Source organism: Pantoea sp. 1.19 (assembly GCF_001922585.1).
Lineage (GTDB): Bacteria > Pseudomonadota > Gammaproteobacteria > Enterobacterales > Enterobacteriaceae > 1-19.
Window position 1 is genome coordinate 441123 of record NZ_MRBS01000003.1, and the last position, 14171, is coordinate 455293.

Here is a 14171-nt window from a genome sequence, read left to right on the forward strand (position 1 = left end):
CCTGTTTATTCGCTCTGGTACCCCATCTGTGTCTTATCCCGCCGATTTTCTTGCGCTGATGCGCGACGCGCTGCCCGACGAGGCAGATTTCCAGCAGTTTCTGGCCATCAGCCAGCGTCCGTTGCGTAAAAGCCTGCGCGTCAACACGCTAAAAATCAGCGTGGCCGATTTCTTGGTGCAGGTGGCACCATACGGCTGGCAGCTGACGCCCATCCCGTGGTGCGACAGCGGCTTCTGGATCGCGCGCGAGGATGAAGAGCAGGCGGTGATGCTCGGCAGCGTCGCCGAACACCTCAGCGGCCTGTTCTATATTCAGGAAGCCAGCTCAATGCTGCCGGTCCGCGCGCTGTTTGCCCACGCCGATGCGCCCGAGCGGGTGATGGACATGGCCGCGGCGCCGGGCTCAAAAACCACGCAAATAGCGGCGCTGATGGCCAATCAGGGCGTCATTGTGGCCAACGAGTACGCCGCCAGCCGGGTAAAAGTGCTGCACGCTAACCTCAGCCGCTGCGGCGTCAGCAATACCGCGCTAACCCACTTTGATGGTCGGGTATTTGGCGCTGCGCTGCCGGCGACGTTTGATGCCATCTTGCTGGATGCACCCTGCTCCGGTGAAGGCGTGATCCGTAAAGACCCCGAGGCGCTACGCAACTGGTCGCTGGCAAGCACCGCCGGGATCGCCGCCACTCAGCGCGATCTGCTGGAGAGCGCCTTTCACGCGCTGAAGCCGGGTGGGACGCTGGTCTACTCCACCTGTACCCTGAACACGCTGGAGAATCAGCAGGTGCTGGCCTGGCTGCAGGCGCGCTGGCCGCAGGCGGTTGCGGTTCTGCCTCTGAACGGCCTGTTCCCGGGTGCGCAGCAGGTGGCCACGCCGGAAGGCTATCTGCACGTGTTTCCCCAGCGCTTCGACAGCGAAGGGTTCTTCGTGGCCGCGTTGCGCAAAACCGCCGCGCTGCCGCCGCTGCCGGCGCCGGGGTATCGGCTGGGCAAGCTGCCGTTTACTCCGCTACCGGCGCGCGACAGTGCCGCCATCGCGCAGGCCGCGCAGCAGGTGGGTCTGCACTGGGATGCGGCACACACGCTATGGCAGCGTGACAGCGAGCTGTGGCTGTTTCCGGCGGCCATCACCCCGCTGCTGGGCCACGTGCGCTTTGCCCGCATCGGTTTGCGGCTGGCGGAGAAGCACAATAAGGGGCTGCGCTGGCAGCACGAGGCGGTGATTGCGCTGGCGCAGGCAACGGCGGACAATAGCCTGGCGCTGACGACGGATGAAGCAGAAAGCTGGTACCGCGGCCAGGATATCTATCCGCAGGCCGCGCCGCCGCGTGATGAAGTGTTGCTCACCTGGCAGGGCCAGGTGCTCGGACTGGCGAAAAAAGTGAACTCCCGCCTGAAAAACAGCCTGCCGCGTGAACTGGTGCGCGACGGACGGTTGTTTCGCTAGGCGAGAAACCCTGCGCGCCTGCCTCACGCTATCCTCCTGAAGCCGGGGAGGCGGAAGCGTGATGTGAACAGCAGCCGTCTGTGTGTGATTATCATGACGATAATGTGTCCTGTTGCCGGAAGTGATTGCCCGGCTGCGCACTTTATTATCATCGGCTAACGCGTGGGCCCCCCCTTTGGGGGCGGCTCAGAAAACTCCAGCGAGCGATCCCGACTCAGCAGGCTGAAGCCTATCGCTCCCAGCGCCGCGCCGATCAGCAGCACAAACGCCGCCCCCCAGCCCAGATGGTCGACCACCACCCCCATCCCCAGCGTGGCCATGATCGAGCCGAGAATATAAGAAAAGGTCCCGGATAACCCGGATGCCGCACCCGCCGCCGCTTTCGGCACCAGCTCCATCGCGTAGAGGCCGATAAACATCACCGGGCCATAGACCGACAGGCCCAGCAGCACCAGCACGGCATAATTCCAGTACAGCCACGCCTGACCGGCGGGCATCCACCAGTAAATCGCCAGTAACAGAATGGTGAACAGCAGAAACGCTACGTTGGTTAACGGCTTGGAGTTGCGAAAAACCCTCACAGACAGGTATCCCGCCAGCAGCATGCCGGCAATGCCGCCGATTTCAAACACGGAAAATCCGCCCATCGATGCCAGTTTGCCCATGCCTTTACCGCCTGACTCCGCCGCATCGCTAAGGAAGCGCGGCGCCCAGGCCACAATGCCGTAGCGAAGAATGTAAACAAAAGCGCCATACAGACAGCAGCAGAGGAGTTTTCGATTACCGAAGAGGGTGGTTTTCAGAATGTCGGCCATCGGGGGCGGCACGACGGGATCGGGCGGTGGCGCGGATCCCCGCCACTCCTCCACCGGGGGTAACCCCACCGATACCGGCCGGTCGAGCTGAAGCACGCCGACCAATACGCTCATCGCCATGCAGAGCACGCCGGGCACGATAAATGCGGCCTGCGCTTTTTCCAGCGCGCTGTCGCCCACCCACCCGAAGCTGAAGCCAATGATCAGCGGCGCCAGTGCGCCCCCCACGTTGTGGGATAAATTCCACAGCGTCCCCCAGGTGATGCGCTCCCGGGCGTCATACCAGTAGACCAGCGTTTTTGCACCCGGCGGATAGCCCATCCCCTGAATCCAGCCGTTCAGTAAATACATCGTGGTGAACAGCGTTACAGAGGTCAGAATACCGGGTAGCCAGCCGATTAACACATTCACCAGCCCGGACAGAAACAGCCCGGCAGACAGAAAAAAGCGGGCATTACTGCGGTCAGACAGCAGACCAGAGACAAATTTTGAGACTCCGTATGCCAGAAAGCTGGCGCAGGAGATAATCCCAATGTCCGTCGCGGACAGGTGCAGAATACCGGACAGAACGCTGGTGGTATTTCTGACGAAATAATACCCCATGTAACCAATAAAAATACTGACAAATACGCGATAGCGCCGCCGTGGATAAACCTTGTCGATCTGCGCCGCGGGCAACCTTGCCGTCGCCGCCGGCTCCCTGAAAAAAGACATACGCCACTCCTGTTAGCCTGTCATGTTCGCCGCGAGGACACCCGTTTCCTCCGGGCAAGATCGCGTTCAGCCCAACCGCCGCTCACGGCCGGCCGCGCCATTGCCTGTCCAACCGGACCGCGCCCGATGCGCGGTGCTGAGGCCGGACGCTGGCTAAAGCGTAGGCGAAGTGGTACTGGTCTGATTTGACCTGCCGTGCGCAGCCGCCCCGTCCTGCGGCACGCCGGCGCCGGCGATAGGGATCATCCGTTCGCTCAGCGGCGGTGCGCCAGCCGGCGTACCAGGGCATCACCCAGCCGCTGCACCAGCGCCACCAATAGCAGCAGTACTGCCACCGTGGCCACCATGATCTGATCGTTAAACCGCTGATAGCCATAGCGGATCGCCAGGTCCCCCAGTCCGCCGCCGCCGATCACGCCGGCCATCGCTGAAAAACCGATCAGCATCACCACCGTCAGGGTTACACCCGCCAGCAGCGACGGCAGCGCCTCCGGCAGCAGCACCCGGGTCACCAGATGGCCACCGTGCCCGCCCATGGCGATCACCGCCTCTATGCGGCCGCGGTCTACCTCATCCAGCGCGTTCTCGACCAGGCGGGCAAAAAACGGCAGCGCTCCGAGGGTGATCGGCACAATCGCCGCCGTACTGCCCAGCGTAGTACCCACCAAGAGACGCGTCACGGGGATCAGCGCAATCAGCAGAATAACAAACGGCAGTGCGCGCCCGGCATTGACCAGCAAATTCAGCGGCGCGTGCAGCACGCGCTGCGGCCACAGTCCATCCCGACGGGTAAGAAACAGCAGGACGCCCACCGGTAATCCAAGCGCCAGTGTGAACAGGCCCGCCATTGCCACCATATACAGCGTCTCCGCGGTCGCGGTGAGCATCAGCTGCTGAAAACGTTCTCCGCTCAGGCTACGCATCGCGTGGATCCTCCCGCCGCATATCGGGCGACAAAAGCCCGATCTGTTTCCCCATCCTGCAGCAGCATCTGCCGCAGGCGCCCCGCTTTGCGCGCCATGATACTGTCCAGCGTGCCGCTCTCAACCAGCCTTCCCTGCTCCAGCAGCGCGGCACCGTCGCAAATCCGTTTCACCACCGCCATTTCATGGGTAATTAACACCACCGTCAGCTGCAGCTCACGCCGGACGGTCGCCAGCAAATCCAGGATAGCCCCGGTACTCTCGGGATCGAGCGCGCTGGTGGCCTCGTCGCACAGCAGGTAGCGCGGCGCGACTGCCAGCGCGCGCGCGATACCTACTCGCTGCTGCTGACCGCCGGAAAGCTGCGAGGGCCAGGCCTGCGACCGATCGCTTAATCCCACCAGCGCCAGCAGATCCGCCACTCTCGCGCGGCGCGCGGCGCGCGGTACGCCGGCTATCGCCAGCGGAAGCGCAACGTTATCCGCCACGTTCCGCGAGTGCAGCAGATTGACGTGCTGAAAAATCATGCCCATTTGCTGACGCTGTTGCCGCAGCTGGGGCGGCGTCAGCTGAGTAAGGTCTTGACCCTCTACCCGAATGCGGCCCGATGAGGGGCGCTCCAGCAGATTCAGACAGCGCAAGAGCGTGCTTTTTCCGGCACCGCTGCGTCCGAGGATGCCAAACATTGCGCCGCGGGGGATGCTGAGCGTCACCGACTCCAGCGCCGCCGGTCCATCACCGTAGCGACGCGTCAGGTTTTCAATCTCAATCATGGGGGCGATCCGCGACCGGAATCACCGATCCGCTGTAGTGCTGGCGGATAAAGTCCGCGACTTCCGGCGAGGTGAGATCCTTCGCCAGCCTCAGGATACGCGGATCTTTCGCCTTCTGTGGTGTCGTCACCAGCAGGTTGGCATACGGATTATGGCTCGCGGACTCCAGCCCCAGCGCGTCTTTTGCCGGCACTAATCCCGCTTCCAGCGCGTAGTTACCGTTAATCACCGCGGCGTCAACGTCATCCAGTGAGCGCGGAATCTGCGGTGATTCAATTTCGACAATCTTGACCTGTTTTGGGTTATCGCGAATATCGGCCGGCGTGACCAGCGTGCTGCCCGGCGCGCCGCTGGCACCAAGGCGAATGACCCCGTTATCCTGCAGCAGCCAAAGCGCACGGCTCAGGTTGGTCACGTTATTCGGTACCGCAATGGTCGCCCCCTGTGGCAGCGCCGCGAGGCGCTTCACGCGGTGTGAATAGATCCCCAGTGGCTCAATGTGCACGCTGGCCACGACCTCAAAACGTTTCCCCAGCGCCTGCTCCTGATCTTTCAGATAGGGCAGGTGTTGAAAATAATTGGCGTCAACATCGCCCGCCGCCAGCAGCTCGTTGGCGTTCACGCCGCTGGTCAGCTCTACGACCTGCAAATCCAGCGACGGGTCGCGCTGTTTCACAAAGGCGAGGATTTCCGCATGGGGCAGCGGGTCCGCTGCCACGCGCAGCGGCGCGGCGTACAGGCTTTGCGCAATGAACAGGGCCAGACCGGCCAAGGATAGCGTTACCGTGCGTTTTGTCATCATCATTTTCCCGTTCTCTTTATTGTGGCCGTGGCGACAGGGCGCTGAGTTGATCAGCGTAAAAACGTGCGGCGACGTCCGGATGAGAACGCAATCGCCCTTTCAGGTAGTTCCAGCCCACGTCGCGCAGCAGCGGATTCAGCGGATCGCTGGCCGGACCTTGTGCCAGTTGCGCCAGCGACGCCGGCAGCGGATAAACCGGTACCACCGCTCCCAGTTCGGCCCCGAGGAAGAAGGCCACCGACAGCCGCTCGCTGCCGGCCGGTGGCGAGACGACGCGGTGCACGGTGGCGCGCAGATAACCGTTGGTTGCCAGCTCCAGCAGCTCGCCAATATTGACCACAAAAGCGCCCGGCAGCGGCGTCGCGTCGACCCAGCGATCCGGCGTCACCTCCACCTGCAGTCCCGGCTGTGCGTCCTGCAGCAAAAAAGTGAGGAAGCCGGAATCTTTGTGCGCCCCGACGCCCTGACGCGACGCCGCTGCCGACTGTCCAGGGTAGCGAATCAGTTTCACGTGCTCATTGGGCAGGCGGCCGTAGAGCGTATCAAAGGCGTGATGCGGCAGGTGCAGCGCATCGGCAAACGCGCGCAGCAGCGCCAGCGCCATCCCGGTCATCGCCTGCTGCCAGCGGCTGAGCACCGCCCGCAGCTCCGGCAGTGCGGCCGGCCACTGGTTGGGTCCCTGCAAACGCTGCCACGCCGGGCTTTCGGGCGTCAGCGGCAAAGGATCGCGCTCGGCGCCGAGGTCAAACTGTTCACGCTGATCCGGCTGACTGCGTGTCAGCTCCGCTCCGGCGACGTTGTAGCCGCGAAAGTGCGGCGAATGGGCCATGCGGATCGCCAGCTTATCCGCCAGCGGCAGCGCAAAGAAGGCGCGGGAGACCCGCTGGACATCGGCCAGCAGTGCCGGGTCGATACCGTGATCGGTAAGATAGAAGAAACCGGTCTCACGCGCGGCCTCACTGAGGCGCGCCAGCCACCGATCGCGCTGCGGGTGTTCCGTGGTCAGCTGCGAAAAGGATAACACCGGCAAATTAAGTGACGTTGTCACGCTCATTGTGCTTGACTCCTGGTGAATGCGAACTCTGGGATAGACAATCACGGTTCATTTCTTCGCGGCGACACATTTCTCTGCCGCTTCTGCCCCGATAAGGCGATAATCTGCCAGTCGCTGCCGCGACCCTCCAGCAAGATATTCTGCTAAGTACGGATAGAATCCGGATAAGGCGTAGACAGCGGAGTGGCGGCCCGGCAGCATAGTTGCCGAACGGCAGGCCCTGTACTACGTTTAGCGCGGTAAAATTGGATACGTCACAGAGAAGCTCAATGAACGTTAAAGGCATCAGTAAAGGTTTTTTTATTGTTATTCTCGCGATCACCACCCTCGCCTTTCTCCACATCTTAGGCCCCTATTTTTCGGCCATTATGTGGGGGGCAATCCTGGCGATCATTTTCCATCCGCTTAAAACCCGTATTCGCCGCGGCATTGGCGATCGAAACGGGCTTGCCTCACTGATTACGCTGGGCATCATTTGCCTGATTGTCTTTATCCCACTGGCTATCATTGCCTCGTCGCTGGCGGTAGAGTTCAATGCGTTATATCACCGTCTGCAAACCAATCAGACGGAGCTGGCCAGCGTGATGACCAGCGTGGTCAATCATCTGCCAGAGTGGGCGCGTCACCTGCTGTCGGAAAATAACCTCGATAACGCCGGCGACATTCAGCAGAAACTGTCTGAGGCGGCCATGAAGGGCGGGCAGTTTTTTGCCGGCAGCATCATGTTTATCGGTAAAAGCACCTTCAGCTTCCTGATAGGCTTTGGCGTGATGTTGTATCTGCTGTTTTTCCTGCTAAAGGATGGCGCGTGGCTGGTCAGCCTGGCGCTGGACGCCATTCCGCTGTCGGATTACGTTAAGCATCATCTGTTTGTGAAGTTTGCCGCCGTTTCCCGCGCCACGGTAAAAGGCACGGTGGTCGTGGCGGTGGTTCAGGGGGCGCTGGGCGGGCTGGCGTTCTGGTTTGCCGGCATTCAGGGCAGCATTCTCTGGGGATCGCTGATGGCGTTTCTGTCACTGATCCCAGCGGTGGGATCGGCGCTGATCTGGCTACCGGTAGTGCTCTATTTCCTGTTTTCCGGCGCGCTGGTGAAGGGGATGATTCTGGCCTTCTTCTTTGTGGTGGTAATTGGCCTGATTGATAACATCCTGCGCCCGCTGCTGGTGGGGAAAGATACCAAGATGCCAGATTACCTGATTCTGATCTCGACCCTTGGCGGGATGGAAATTTACGGCATCAACGGTTTTGTGATTGGCCCGCTGATTGCCGCACTGTTTATTGCCAGCTGGAATCTGCTCTCCGGTCGCGATCACGCCGGCAATACCGATGAAATTGACCAGGCCTTTATTGCCGAGGGGTTGCAGCATCCCGATCAGCAACATGACTGACTCTGTCGGGCGCGTAAGCGCCCTTTTTTCAGGGCTGTATCTGTGCGTTAATCAGCTGCTTACAGCTGTCGGTATTCTGCTCTACCTGCTGTTTCTGCGCCGGGGTTAACCCCTGCCAGACGCCAACAATGTGCTTTGCCAGTCCGGCGTTAAAGTGAATTTTTTGCAGCGCATAGTCGGAGTTGCCTCCCTCAACCACGTTTTCCATCGCCGTTATCAGGCGACGCTCGTCGGCGTGGGGCACCGCGCAAAACACCGAAACATACCAGCGCTTATCCTCTTCGCTGTAGTGCGGCGTTAGCCACGCTATCAGCAACGCCGCCGCGGCCACCGCTGGCAGCACCCATTTCAACTTCGGTAAAACCATCTCACCCTGTCCTCACATCACATCCGCTAACGTCGGCCAGGCCGCGCCCGGCCGACAGATAAGGGCGGGAATTCTGCCACAATGCGTCCCGACTGAACACCATCCGCCGTGCGCGCGGCGGTCCGGCGGGTAAAAAAAAGCCCGTCGCAAAGCGACGGGCCAGTACGGCGTTTACTGCTTATACTGCTTACGCGCGCAGACGTTTCACTTCCGGATGCGTATTGACGCCCCAGAGTCCGCTGAGGGAGGTCACTATCGCGCCCAGCAGCAGGCCAAAGAATGACCACAGCGAAATTTTCGCGACCGCTTTTGCCGCGGCATCAGCCTTCTCTTTCGCTTCCTGCTTCAGCTGCGCATAGCGCTGTTTCGCCTGCTCAATGTTAGCCTGCAGTTCGTTCAGACGCTGGGTCACCACCTGCGCCGTTTTGTCCCGCGCGGCGATGATGTTCTCCACCGCCTTGTCGGCCTCTTCCGGCGTCAGGCTGGTATTCTGCGCCAGCGCCTGTTTCAGCTGCGCCTTGTCCACGCCCTGACCAATGGCCTCACTGCGGGCTTTCAGCTTCGCGACCAGCCCATCGATGATCGCATCGCTGTTTTCCGGATTTACCGCCAGATCTTTGATAGCGGTGGCAGTCTCTTTACCGGCCCCCTCCAGCTGTCCGCGCAGGTAGTCCGGCTGCAGGGTGTCAATGTTGCTTTTCCTCAATGCCTCAGCCACCTGCTGATCGAGATTTTCGTCCTGCAGATGGGTATCAATTCCCAGCTGACCAAACACCTTTTCACCGAGGTTAAACGCGCCCTTCGCCCCCTGACCGGCGGCGGAACCGACGCCGCTTACCACGCTGCCGGTGGCCGACGCCACCGAACTCACCGCGCTACCGGCCACGTTCAGCACGCCGCCCAGCGCCGCAAAACCGAGCACCGCCGCCGCAATCAGCGAGGTGGCCCAGACCAGGAAACCGTGAATGGCGCCGTCGACGCCGGCCAGTCGCCCGGTAATAAAGCCACCGCAGGCCAGTGACACCAGCAGCGCCACCAGCGTCCAGACGATCACCGCCGTGTCTGCGCCGTTAACCATGTCATCCGACTTGGGCGACAGCATCGCCATGCCCAGACTGGTCCCCAGCGTGGATAACAGCAGTGAAATCGCCATGACGGTAAAAATACCGGCGATGATGCTGCCCCAGGAGACGCGGCGGGTTAACGTTAATTCTTTTTGTAATTCCATATCATCACTCCTTCAGGATTACCTGTTTATTTCTACTCGGCTTAAATCGCCAACGAAATTATAGTCAGGATCTCCGGCGACACTTTTCGATCGGAATGATCACCGTGATTTATATGTAAAAAATATTAAACGTTACAAAAAATTATTTTGTAAATCAGTTGGATAAAAACAGACGCTGTGCGCTCACGGCGACAAAATAAATTTGCCCGGGTGCGCCGCTTGACAGGAAATCATTATGTTAGCACTCCGCCTCTGACGCACCCACCGCGGCCGACTTTAGCGGCGTCAGACGTATCATATGAGGTCGCCATACTGCGCGGTGAGGCTGTCTTGCCATCGCATCACTGCTGCCAGCGCAGACGCCGGTGTGAGAAAGGCCGGCCCGGCGGACGCGCGCCGGTGACGTTTCAGAGCAGGCTCAGCGGGTCAGGCGTGACGGCAGAGTGCGCAGCCAGCGGATCAGTACCGCTTTGGGCGCCTGGCCGCCGCATCCGGCCATCAGCCGGCCTGCCAGACCGCGGTGCCGGCCGCTTCGCCGTGCGCCAGCAGATGATCGCCCCTCTGATGATGGCATCTCACCCGGCGAGCCGTCGACAGCGGTCACTCACCGCCGTCGGTAGTCCACCGCGGCTGGCCAGCGCTGCGCGCAGGGTGGTTATCGTATTCAGTGCCGTTTAGCCGTGCGCCGCGCAGGCTGGCTTAAAAAATAGGTTCCCCGCTATCAGCAGAATTCATCAGCCGCGGCCGTTGGCCGCCGGCCGTCGGATCCAGCGCAGCGATCGCCTGCGGTATCCCGTCGTCCGCCCCCGGCTTAACACCCAACAGCATCTCCCGCGAGTGCCGTATCGTCTCTCTGCCTTCAATCATACAATCGCGAAGCGGGCAGATTCCATATAGCCTAATGTTGACGGCGGGGAAGAGGCTATGACTCTCTCAAACGGCGGCCGCTGACCCGCCACACCAGGCCAATGCCCAGCAGCGACAGCCCGGAGAGGTACAGCGGAAACCAGCGCGTCCACCACAGCGTGCTAAACAGCGGCGCCGCATCACGGTTGGCGGCGAAACATGCCGCGTACAGATTCAACCCACCGGCCACCAGCAGTCCGGCCAGGCCAATCACCATAAAAAGCGTGGCTATATTACGCATCGCAGCCCCTCAGATTTGTTCATACGTGAAGGCGCTATCATCGCCCGTTTAGCACCAAAATACAAAGGGAGCGGCGCGCGGTACTCTATCGATGTATCCGGTGATGTTGCCTTTGATCTGCCGGACGTGCCGCGTTGTCAATCACTGTACGGGAAGTGTGGGATTGGGGGATCCGCCCTGGGCGGATGCTGTGTCAGAGAGGGACATTGCCAGTATGCCCCCAAAGCAACGGCGCCGATCGTTGACAGCCCTGCCTCGCCAACGCGCGGTAAAAAGCGGAGATGTCCCCAGTCAGCGAAACCTGTGTTTTTCGATGAAGGCGACGATGACTTTTTCATGACGCTCAGCTGAGCGCAAACAGCCCATCATTTGACCGGCCGGCCGCTTAATCCGGGGCAGAGCGTCAGATTATTGCGTTCATTGCGCGAGGTGAAGATATTGCCGGTCAGAGGCTCATCCTTCGGGATGTCTCTGGCATCGCAGCCCCGGTCGACGCGGGTGATGATGTCGATTCGGACATTCTGTATTAACTTCTTGTTCTTTAATACAAATAAAAAAAGACCGAAGACGACTCCTGTCTTCGGTCCAGGGAAAGGGCTCTGCGAGAGAGCCGTGCGCTAAAAGTTGGCATTGATGCAGGCATGTTGCCTTGCTCTTTAAACGTAGTTCAGCCCGACAAAATATCCAGCATCTGCCACCCGGCGCGCGGGCACTCTGTGAAGCGAGTGGCAAAAACTGCCCGCCGCGCTGCCGTAGGGAGGGCGTCAGTCGCACAGTGCGCTGGCGCGCGCAACAAACGGTGCCAGGCTCATTTTTTTGCCCGGCTGCCGCGGATCGTCCAGCCAGATGACGTCGATGGGACGGGCATTAACCTGTTTGCTCTGCATCTGTCGGGTGGCGATGTCGTTAAGCGGATACTGCATCAGCGTGCTCGGGTTGATGGCAAACAGCGCGCCGCCTTTGCCGCAGGAGAGCATGACCTCCTCGCGGTTAAACGCCCACTTCTCTTTGCCGATGTCGTGACGGCTGACGGTGACGGGTGCCGCCGCCAGCGCGGTTTGTGTAACCCCACCGACCAGCAGCAGCCATGCCCACTTCTTCATTATTTACCTCTCCTCTCTCTCTACAGACTCTACAGATTCTTCTTACATCGGTTGCAGGGTAGCGAACCCGCTTACCAGCCCGGTGACCACCAGCGCCAGACCGGCCTCAATGCCGGTCAGACGCATAAACTGCCGCGCGGCGCCGGGGCGGGTAAAGCGCGGCACCAGCCAGTAGCGATTGACCAGCGCCAGCAGCACCATCAGCGCCACCAGCGTCGCTTTGACCAGCAGCAGCTGCGTCCACGGCCCCACGGTGGACCACGGCCAGCCGCGGATCAGTACGGCATTCACCGCTCCGCTGAGGATCACCGCCGCCACCGCCAGGTGGCCGATGCGCGACCAGCCGATTAGGCTGCGGATAGCGTCGGCGCGGGTGGTGATGCGCCGCGCATCGGCCAGCACCACCGGCAGCACCAGCAGCCCGCCGCCCCAGAAGGCGGCACTGAGCAGGTGCAGCGTCTGGTTCAGGCGCTGCACCGCCCCGAGCACGCCGTCATGCATCGCCGCATGGCCCACCCACGCCAGCCCGGCCAGCTGCCCGATAGCCAGCAGCAGCAGCAGCCGCTGGCGCTGCTCACCGCGAAGGCACAGCGCCACCGCGGCGGCGCTGGCCAGTACCAGCTGCCACAGCCACGCCTGGCCGAATGCGGTACCCAGCACCGCCAGCCAGACCGCCGGACGCGACATATCCGACGCGCCGTCGCCCATCAGCCCGGTTTGTACCGCCAGTATGGCCAGCGCCGAGAACAGCGTCAGCAGCGTGCCGGCCTGCCAGTGGCGACGGCAGCGCGCCGCCAGCCACGGACGGTAGCGGCGCGGCGCCAGCAGCACCGCGTAGCCGGTGGCACCGGCCAGCAGCATCAGCGCGGCAAAGTGGAGCCAGCGCAGCAGAATGTACAGCAGCGCCAGCGTCATATCACTTCACGCTGAAGCGGTAGTCACCTTGCGTTTTATGACCGTCGACGGACAGCACGTGCCACTCAACCCGATAATCGCCGGCGGGCAGCGGCTGACTGAGCGGCACAATCAGCTGATTGCGCATGGCCGCATCGCGCTGCGCTTTCCCGGTGGCCACCGGACGATCGTCGCTGCGGCTTACGGTGACGCCGCTGAAGGCCGGCTCAATCTCTTCGGAAAAGGTCAGGGTCAGCGCCTGGGGCGAAGCCGGCACGCTGGCGTTGGCCGCCGGGTACTGATCTTTCAGGTGCGCGTGCGCCAGTACCTGCCCGGAGCCAGACATCGCCAGCAGCAGCAGCGCGCCGCGCAGGCGGGGGAACGATCCAAACATGCTTCTCTCCTCGGGTGACGGCAGCCGTCGGCCGCGCGAATGCCGCCAGAATACGCTGTGTCCCCCGCCGCTGTCGAGGCGCAGTGCGTGGTTATCCGTGCCCTGCCCTTGCACTCTGGCGGCGGGTGCTTTATTTTTCCCCTTCAGCGTGAGGAGACGTCGATGAGTCATAACCTGGCGAGCTTGCCTAAAGAAGAGAAAGATAAAGTTAACGTTGATTTAGCGGCGGCGGGCGTGGCGTTTAAAGAGCGCTACAACATGCCGGTGATTGCCGAGATGGTCGAGCGTGAGCAGCCGGAAGCGCTCCGCGACTGGTTTCGCCAGCGATTGATGCAGCACCGGCAGACCGCGCTGGGGCTGTCGCGCCTGCCTTACGAGCCAAAGATGAAGTGATCCGATGCTGCGCGTGATCGATACAGAAACCTGCGGCCTGCAGGGCGGAATTGTGGAAGTGGCCTCGGTGGACGTGGTCGACGGTCAGATAGTCAATCCGATGAGCGACCTGGTGCGACCGGATCGCCCGATTGCCCGTCAGGCGATGGCGGTGCACCGCATTACCGAGGCGATGGTCGCCGATAAGCCGACAATTGAGGCAGTGATTTCACGCTATCATGGCAGTCCGGTATACGTGGCGCATAACGCCAGCTTTGACCGGCGGGTACTGCCGGAGATGCACGGCAGCTGGATTTGCACCCTGACGCTGGCCCGCCAGCTGTGGCCGGGGCGCAAATACAGCAACAGCGCCCTGCGCGAAAGCCTGCGGCTGGACGTGACGCCGCCCGCGCACCTGCACGCACACCGCGCACTGTATGACTGCTACGTCACCGCGGGGCTGTTACTGCGGATCATGGCCGACTCCGGCTGGGATCGCGACGAGATGCTGCGCCGCATGCAGCGTAGCGACCGTCCCCGGATGACGGCCGGCGCCGGCGCCCGTCCAAATGCTGACGACGAGGCGCGACTGCCGTTTGGCAAATACCGCGGTGAGACGGTCAGCGCGGTGGCGCGACGCGATCCGCGTTATCTGCTGTGGATGCTGCGCAACATCGCTGACCTCAGTCCGGCACTGAAGCAGGCGGTGACCGCCGCGCTGCAGCAGCGCGACGATCGCCCCGCCTGACG

Annotated in this window: 15 protein-coding genes; 4 read left to right on the top strand and 11 right to left on the bottom strand. The window is 61.7% G+C overall.

Features of this window, described 5'->3' with window-relative positions; genetic code table 11:
* The first annotated feature begins 7 nt into the window (after positions 1 to 7).
* Entirely contained in the window at positions 8 to 1447 is a 1440-nt protein-coding gene (rsmF, locus tag BS626_RS08730; RefSeq protein WP_256374842.1) for a 16S rRNA (cytosine(1407)-C(5))-methyltransferase RsmF, read from the top strand.
* A 155-nt stretch (positions 1448 to 1602) separates the two neighbouring features.
* Here rsmF and BS626_RS08735 read toward each other — a convergent pair whose 3' ends face one another.
* The 5 genes from BS626_RS08735 to BS626_RS08755 all read right to left on the bottom strand — a co-directional run bounded on the left by BS626_RS08735 (position 1603) and on the right by BS626_RS08755 (position 6528).
* Positions 1603 to 2976 carry an MFS transporter gene (locus BS626_RS08735; protein WP_075181983.1) on the bottom strand — a complete coding sequence of 458 codons (1374 nt, stop codon included), beginning with the start codon at positions 2974 to 2976 and terminating at the stop codon, positions 1603 to 1605.
* Positions 2977 to 3230: 254 nt separating this feature from the next.
* Entirely contained in the window at positions 3231 to 3899 is a 669-nt protein-coding gene (locus tag BS626_RS08740) for a methionine ABC transporter permease (protein WP_075181984.1), read from the bottom strand.
* The gene (locus BS626_RS08745) at positions 3887 to 4672 is read right to left on the bottom strand and encodes a methionine ABC transporter ATP-binding protein (RefSeq protein WP_075181985.1); all 786 of its coding nucleotides are present in this window, start codon (positions 4670 to 4672) and stop codon (positions 3887 to 3889) included. Before BS626_RS08745 ends, BS626_RS08740 begins: the two co-directional genes overlap by 13 nt.
* Positions 4665 to 5477 (bottom strand): MetQ/NlpA family ABC transporter substrate-binding protein, encoded by an 813-nt coding sequence (locus tag BS626_RS08750; RefSeq protein WP_371328490.1) that lies wholly within the window; start codon positions 5475 to 5477, stop codon positions 4665 to 4667. The genes BS626_RS08745 and BS626_RS08750 overlap by 8 nt, the downstream gene beginning before the upstream one ends.
* Positions 5478 to 5490: 13 nt before the next feature.
* The gene (locus tag BS626_RS08755) at positions 5491 to 6528 is read right to left on the bottom strand and encodes an isopenicillin N synthase family oxygenase (RefSeq protein WP_075181986.1); all 1038 of its coding nucleotides are present in this window, start codon (positions 6526 to 6528) and stop codon (positions 5491 to 5493) included.
* Positions 6529 to 6797: 269 nt separating this feature from the next.
* On the opposite strand from BS626_RS08755, the gene BS626_RS08760 reads away from it, so the two are divergent.
* Entirely contained in the window at positions 6798 to 7916 is a 1119-nt protein-coding gene (locus BS626_RS08760; protein ID WP_075181987.1) for an AI-2E family transporter, read from the top strand.
* A 28-nt stretch (positions 7917 to 7944) separates the two neighbouring features.
* On the opposite strand, the gene BS626_RS08765 is transcribed toward BS626_RS08760, so the two are convergent.
* The 6 genes from BS626_RS08765 to yobA all read right to left on the bottom strand — a co-directional run bounded on the left by BS626_RS08765 (position 7945) and on the right by yobA (position 13049).
* Positions 7945 to 8283 carry a hypothetical protein gene (locus BS626_RS08765; RefSeq protein WP_075181988.1) on the bottom strand — a complete coding sequence of 113 codons (339 nt, stop codon included), beginning with the start codon at positions 8281 to 8283 and terminating at the stop codon, positions 7945 to 7947.
* 187 nt (positions 8284 to 8470) lie between these two features.
* On the bottom strand, positions 8471 to 9511 hold the full coding sequence (locus BS626_RS08770; RefSeq protein WP_075181989.1) for a CAP-Gly protein: 1041 nt from the start codon (positions 9509 to 9511) through the stop codon (positions 8471 to 8473).
* Between the two features lie 922 nt (positions 9512 to 10433).
* Positions 10434 to 10658: a hypothetical protein gene (locus tag BS626_RS08775; RefSeq protein ID WP_075181990.1), complete on the bottom strand. Its 225-nt coding sequence runs from the start codon at positions 10656 to 10658 to the stop codon at positions 10434 to 10436.
* A gap of 764 nt (positions 10659 to 11422) precedes the next feature.
* Positions 11423 to 11761 carry a YebY family protein gene (locus BS626_RS08780; RefSeq protein ID WP_075181991.1) on the bottom strand — a complete coding sequence of 113 codons (339 nt, stop codon included), beginning with the start codon at positions 11759 to 11761 and terminating at the stop codon, positions 11423 to 11425.
* 42 nt (positions 11762 to 11803) lie between these two features.
* Positions 11804 to 12676, bottom strand: coding sequence for a copper homeostasis membrane protein CopD (copD, locus tag BS626_RS08785; protein WP_075181992.1), 873 nt, complete (start codon positions 12674 to 12676; stop codon positions 11804 to 11806).
* A 1-nt stretch (position 12677) separates the two neighbouring features.
* Positions 12678 to 13049 (bottom strand): CopC domain-containing protein YobA, encoded by a 372-nt coding sequence (gene yobA / locus BS626_RS08790; protein WP_075181993.1) that lies wholly within the window; start codon positions 13047 to 13049, stop codon positions 12678 to 12680.
* A gap of 162 nt (positions 13050 to 13211) precedes the next feature.
* Between yobA and BS626_RS08795 the strand changes: the two genes are divergently transcribed.
* Complete coding sequence (locus BS626_RS08795) at positions 13212 to 13442, top strand: DNA polymerase III subunit theta (RefSeq protein WP_075181994.1); 231 nt, start codon at positions 13212 to 13214, stop codon at positions 13440 to 13442.
* A gap of 4 nt (positions 13443 to 13446) precedes the next feature.
* On the top strand, positions 13447 to 14169 hold the full coding sequence (exoX, locus tag BS626_RS08800; RefSeq protein WP_075181995.1) for an exodeoxyribonuclease X: 723 nt from the start codon (positions 13447 to 13449) through the stop codon (positions 14167 to 14169).
* Positions 14170 to 14171: the final 2 nt, after the last annotated feature.

Bases quoted from the DNA above. Each gene is read 5' to 3' on its own strand.
- BS626_RS08735 (WP_075181983.1), bottom strand. From the start codon at position 2,976: ATGTCTTTTTTCAGGGAGCCGGCGGCGACGGCAAGGTTGCCCGCGGCG.
- BS626_RS08750 (WP_371328490.1), bottom strand. From the start codon at position 5,477: ATGATGATGACAAAACGCACGGTAACGCTATCCTTGGCCGGTCTGGCC.
- BS626_RS08745 (WP_075181985.1), bottom strand. From the start codon at position 4,672: ATGATTGAGATTGAAAACCTGACGCGTCGCTACGGTGATGGACCGGCG.
- BS626_RS08760 (WP_075181987.1), top strand. From the start codon at position 6,798: ATGAACGTTAAAGGCATCAGTAAAGGTTTTTTTATTGTTATTCTCGCG.
- copD (WP_075181992.1), bottom strand. From the start codon at position 12,676: ATGACGCTGGCGCTGCTGTACATTCTGCTGCGCTGGCTCCACTTTGCC.
- BS626_RS08770 (WP_075181989.1), bottom strand. From the start codon at position 9,511: ATGGAATTACAAAAAGAATTAACGTTAACCCGCCGCGTCTCCTGGGGC.
- yobA (WP_075181993.1), bottom strand. From the start codon at position 13,049: ATGTTTGGATCGTTCCCCCGCCTGCGCGGCGCGCTGCTGCTGCTGGCG.
- BS626_RS08740 (WP_075181984.1), bottom strand. From the start codon at position 3,899: ATGCGTAGCCTGAGCGGAGAACGTTTTCAGCAGCTGATGCTCACCGCG.
- BS626_RS08795 (WP_075181994.1), top strand. From the start codon at position 13,212: ATGAGTCATAACCTGGCGAGCTTGCCTAAAGAAGAGAAAGATAAAGTT.
- exoX (WP_075181995.1), top strand. From the start codon at position 13,447: ATGCTGCGCGTGATCGATACAGAAACCTGCGGCCTGCAGGGCGGAATT.
- BS626_RS08780 (WP_075181991.1), bottom strand. From the start codon at position 11,761: ATGAAGAAGTGGGCATGGCTGCTGCTGGTCGGTGGGGTTACACAAACC.
- BS626_RS08765 (WP_075181988.1), bottom strand. From the start codon at position 8,283: ATGGTTTTACCGAAGTTGAAATGGGTGCTGCCAGCGGTGGCCGCGGCG.
- BS626_RS08775 (WP_075181990.1), bottom strand. From the start codon at position 10,658: ATGCGTAATATAGCCACGCTTTTTATGGTGATTGGCCTGGCCGGACTG.
- BS626_RS08755 (WP_075181986.1), bottom strand. From the start codon at position 6,528: ATGAGCGTGACAACGTCACTTAATTTGCCGGTGTTATCCTTTTCGCAG.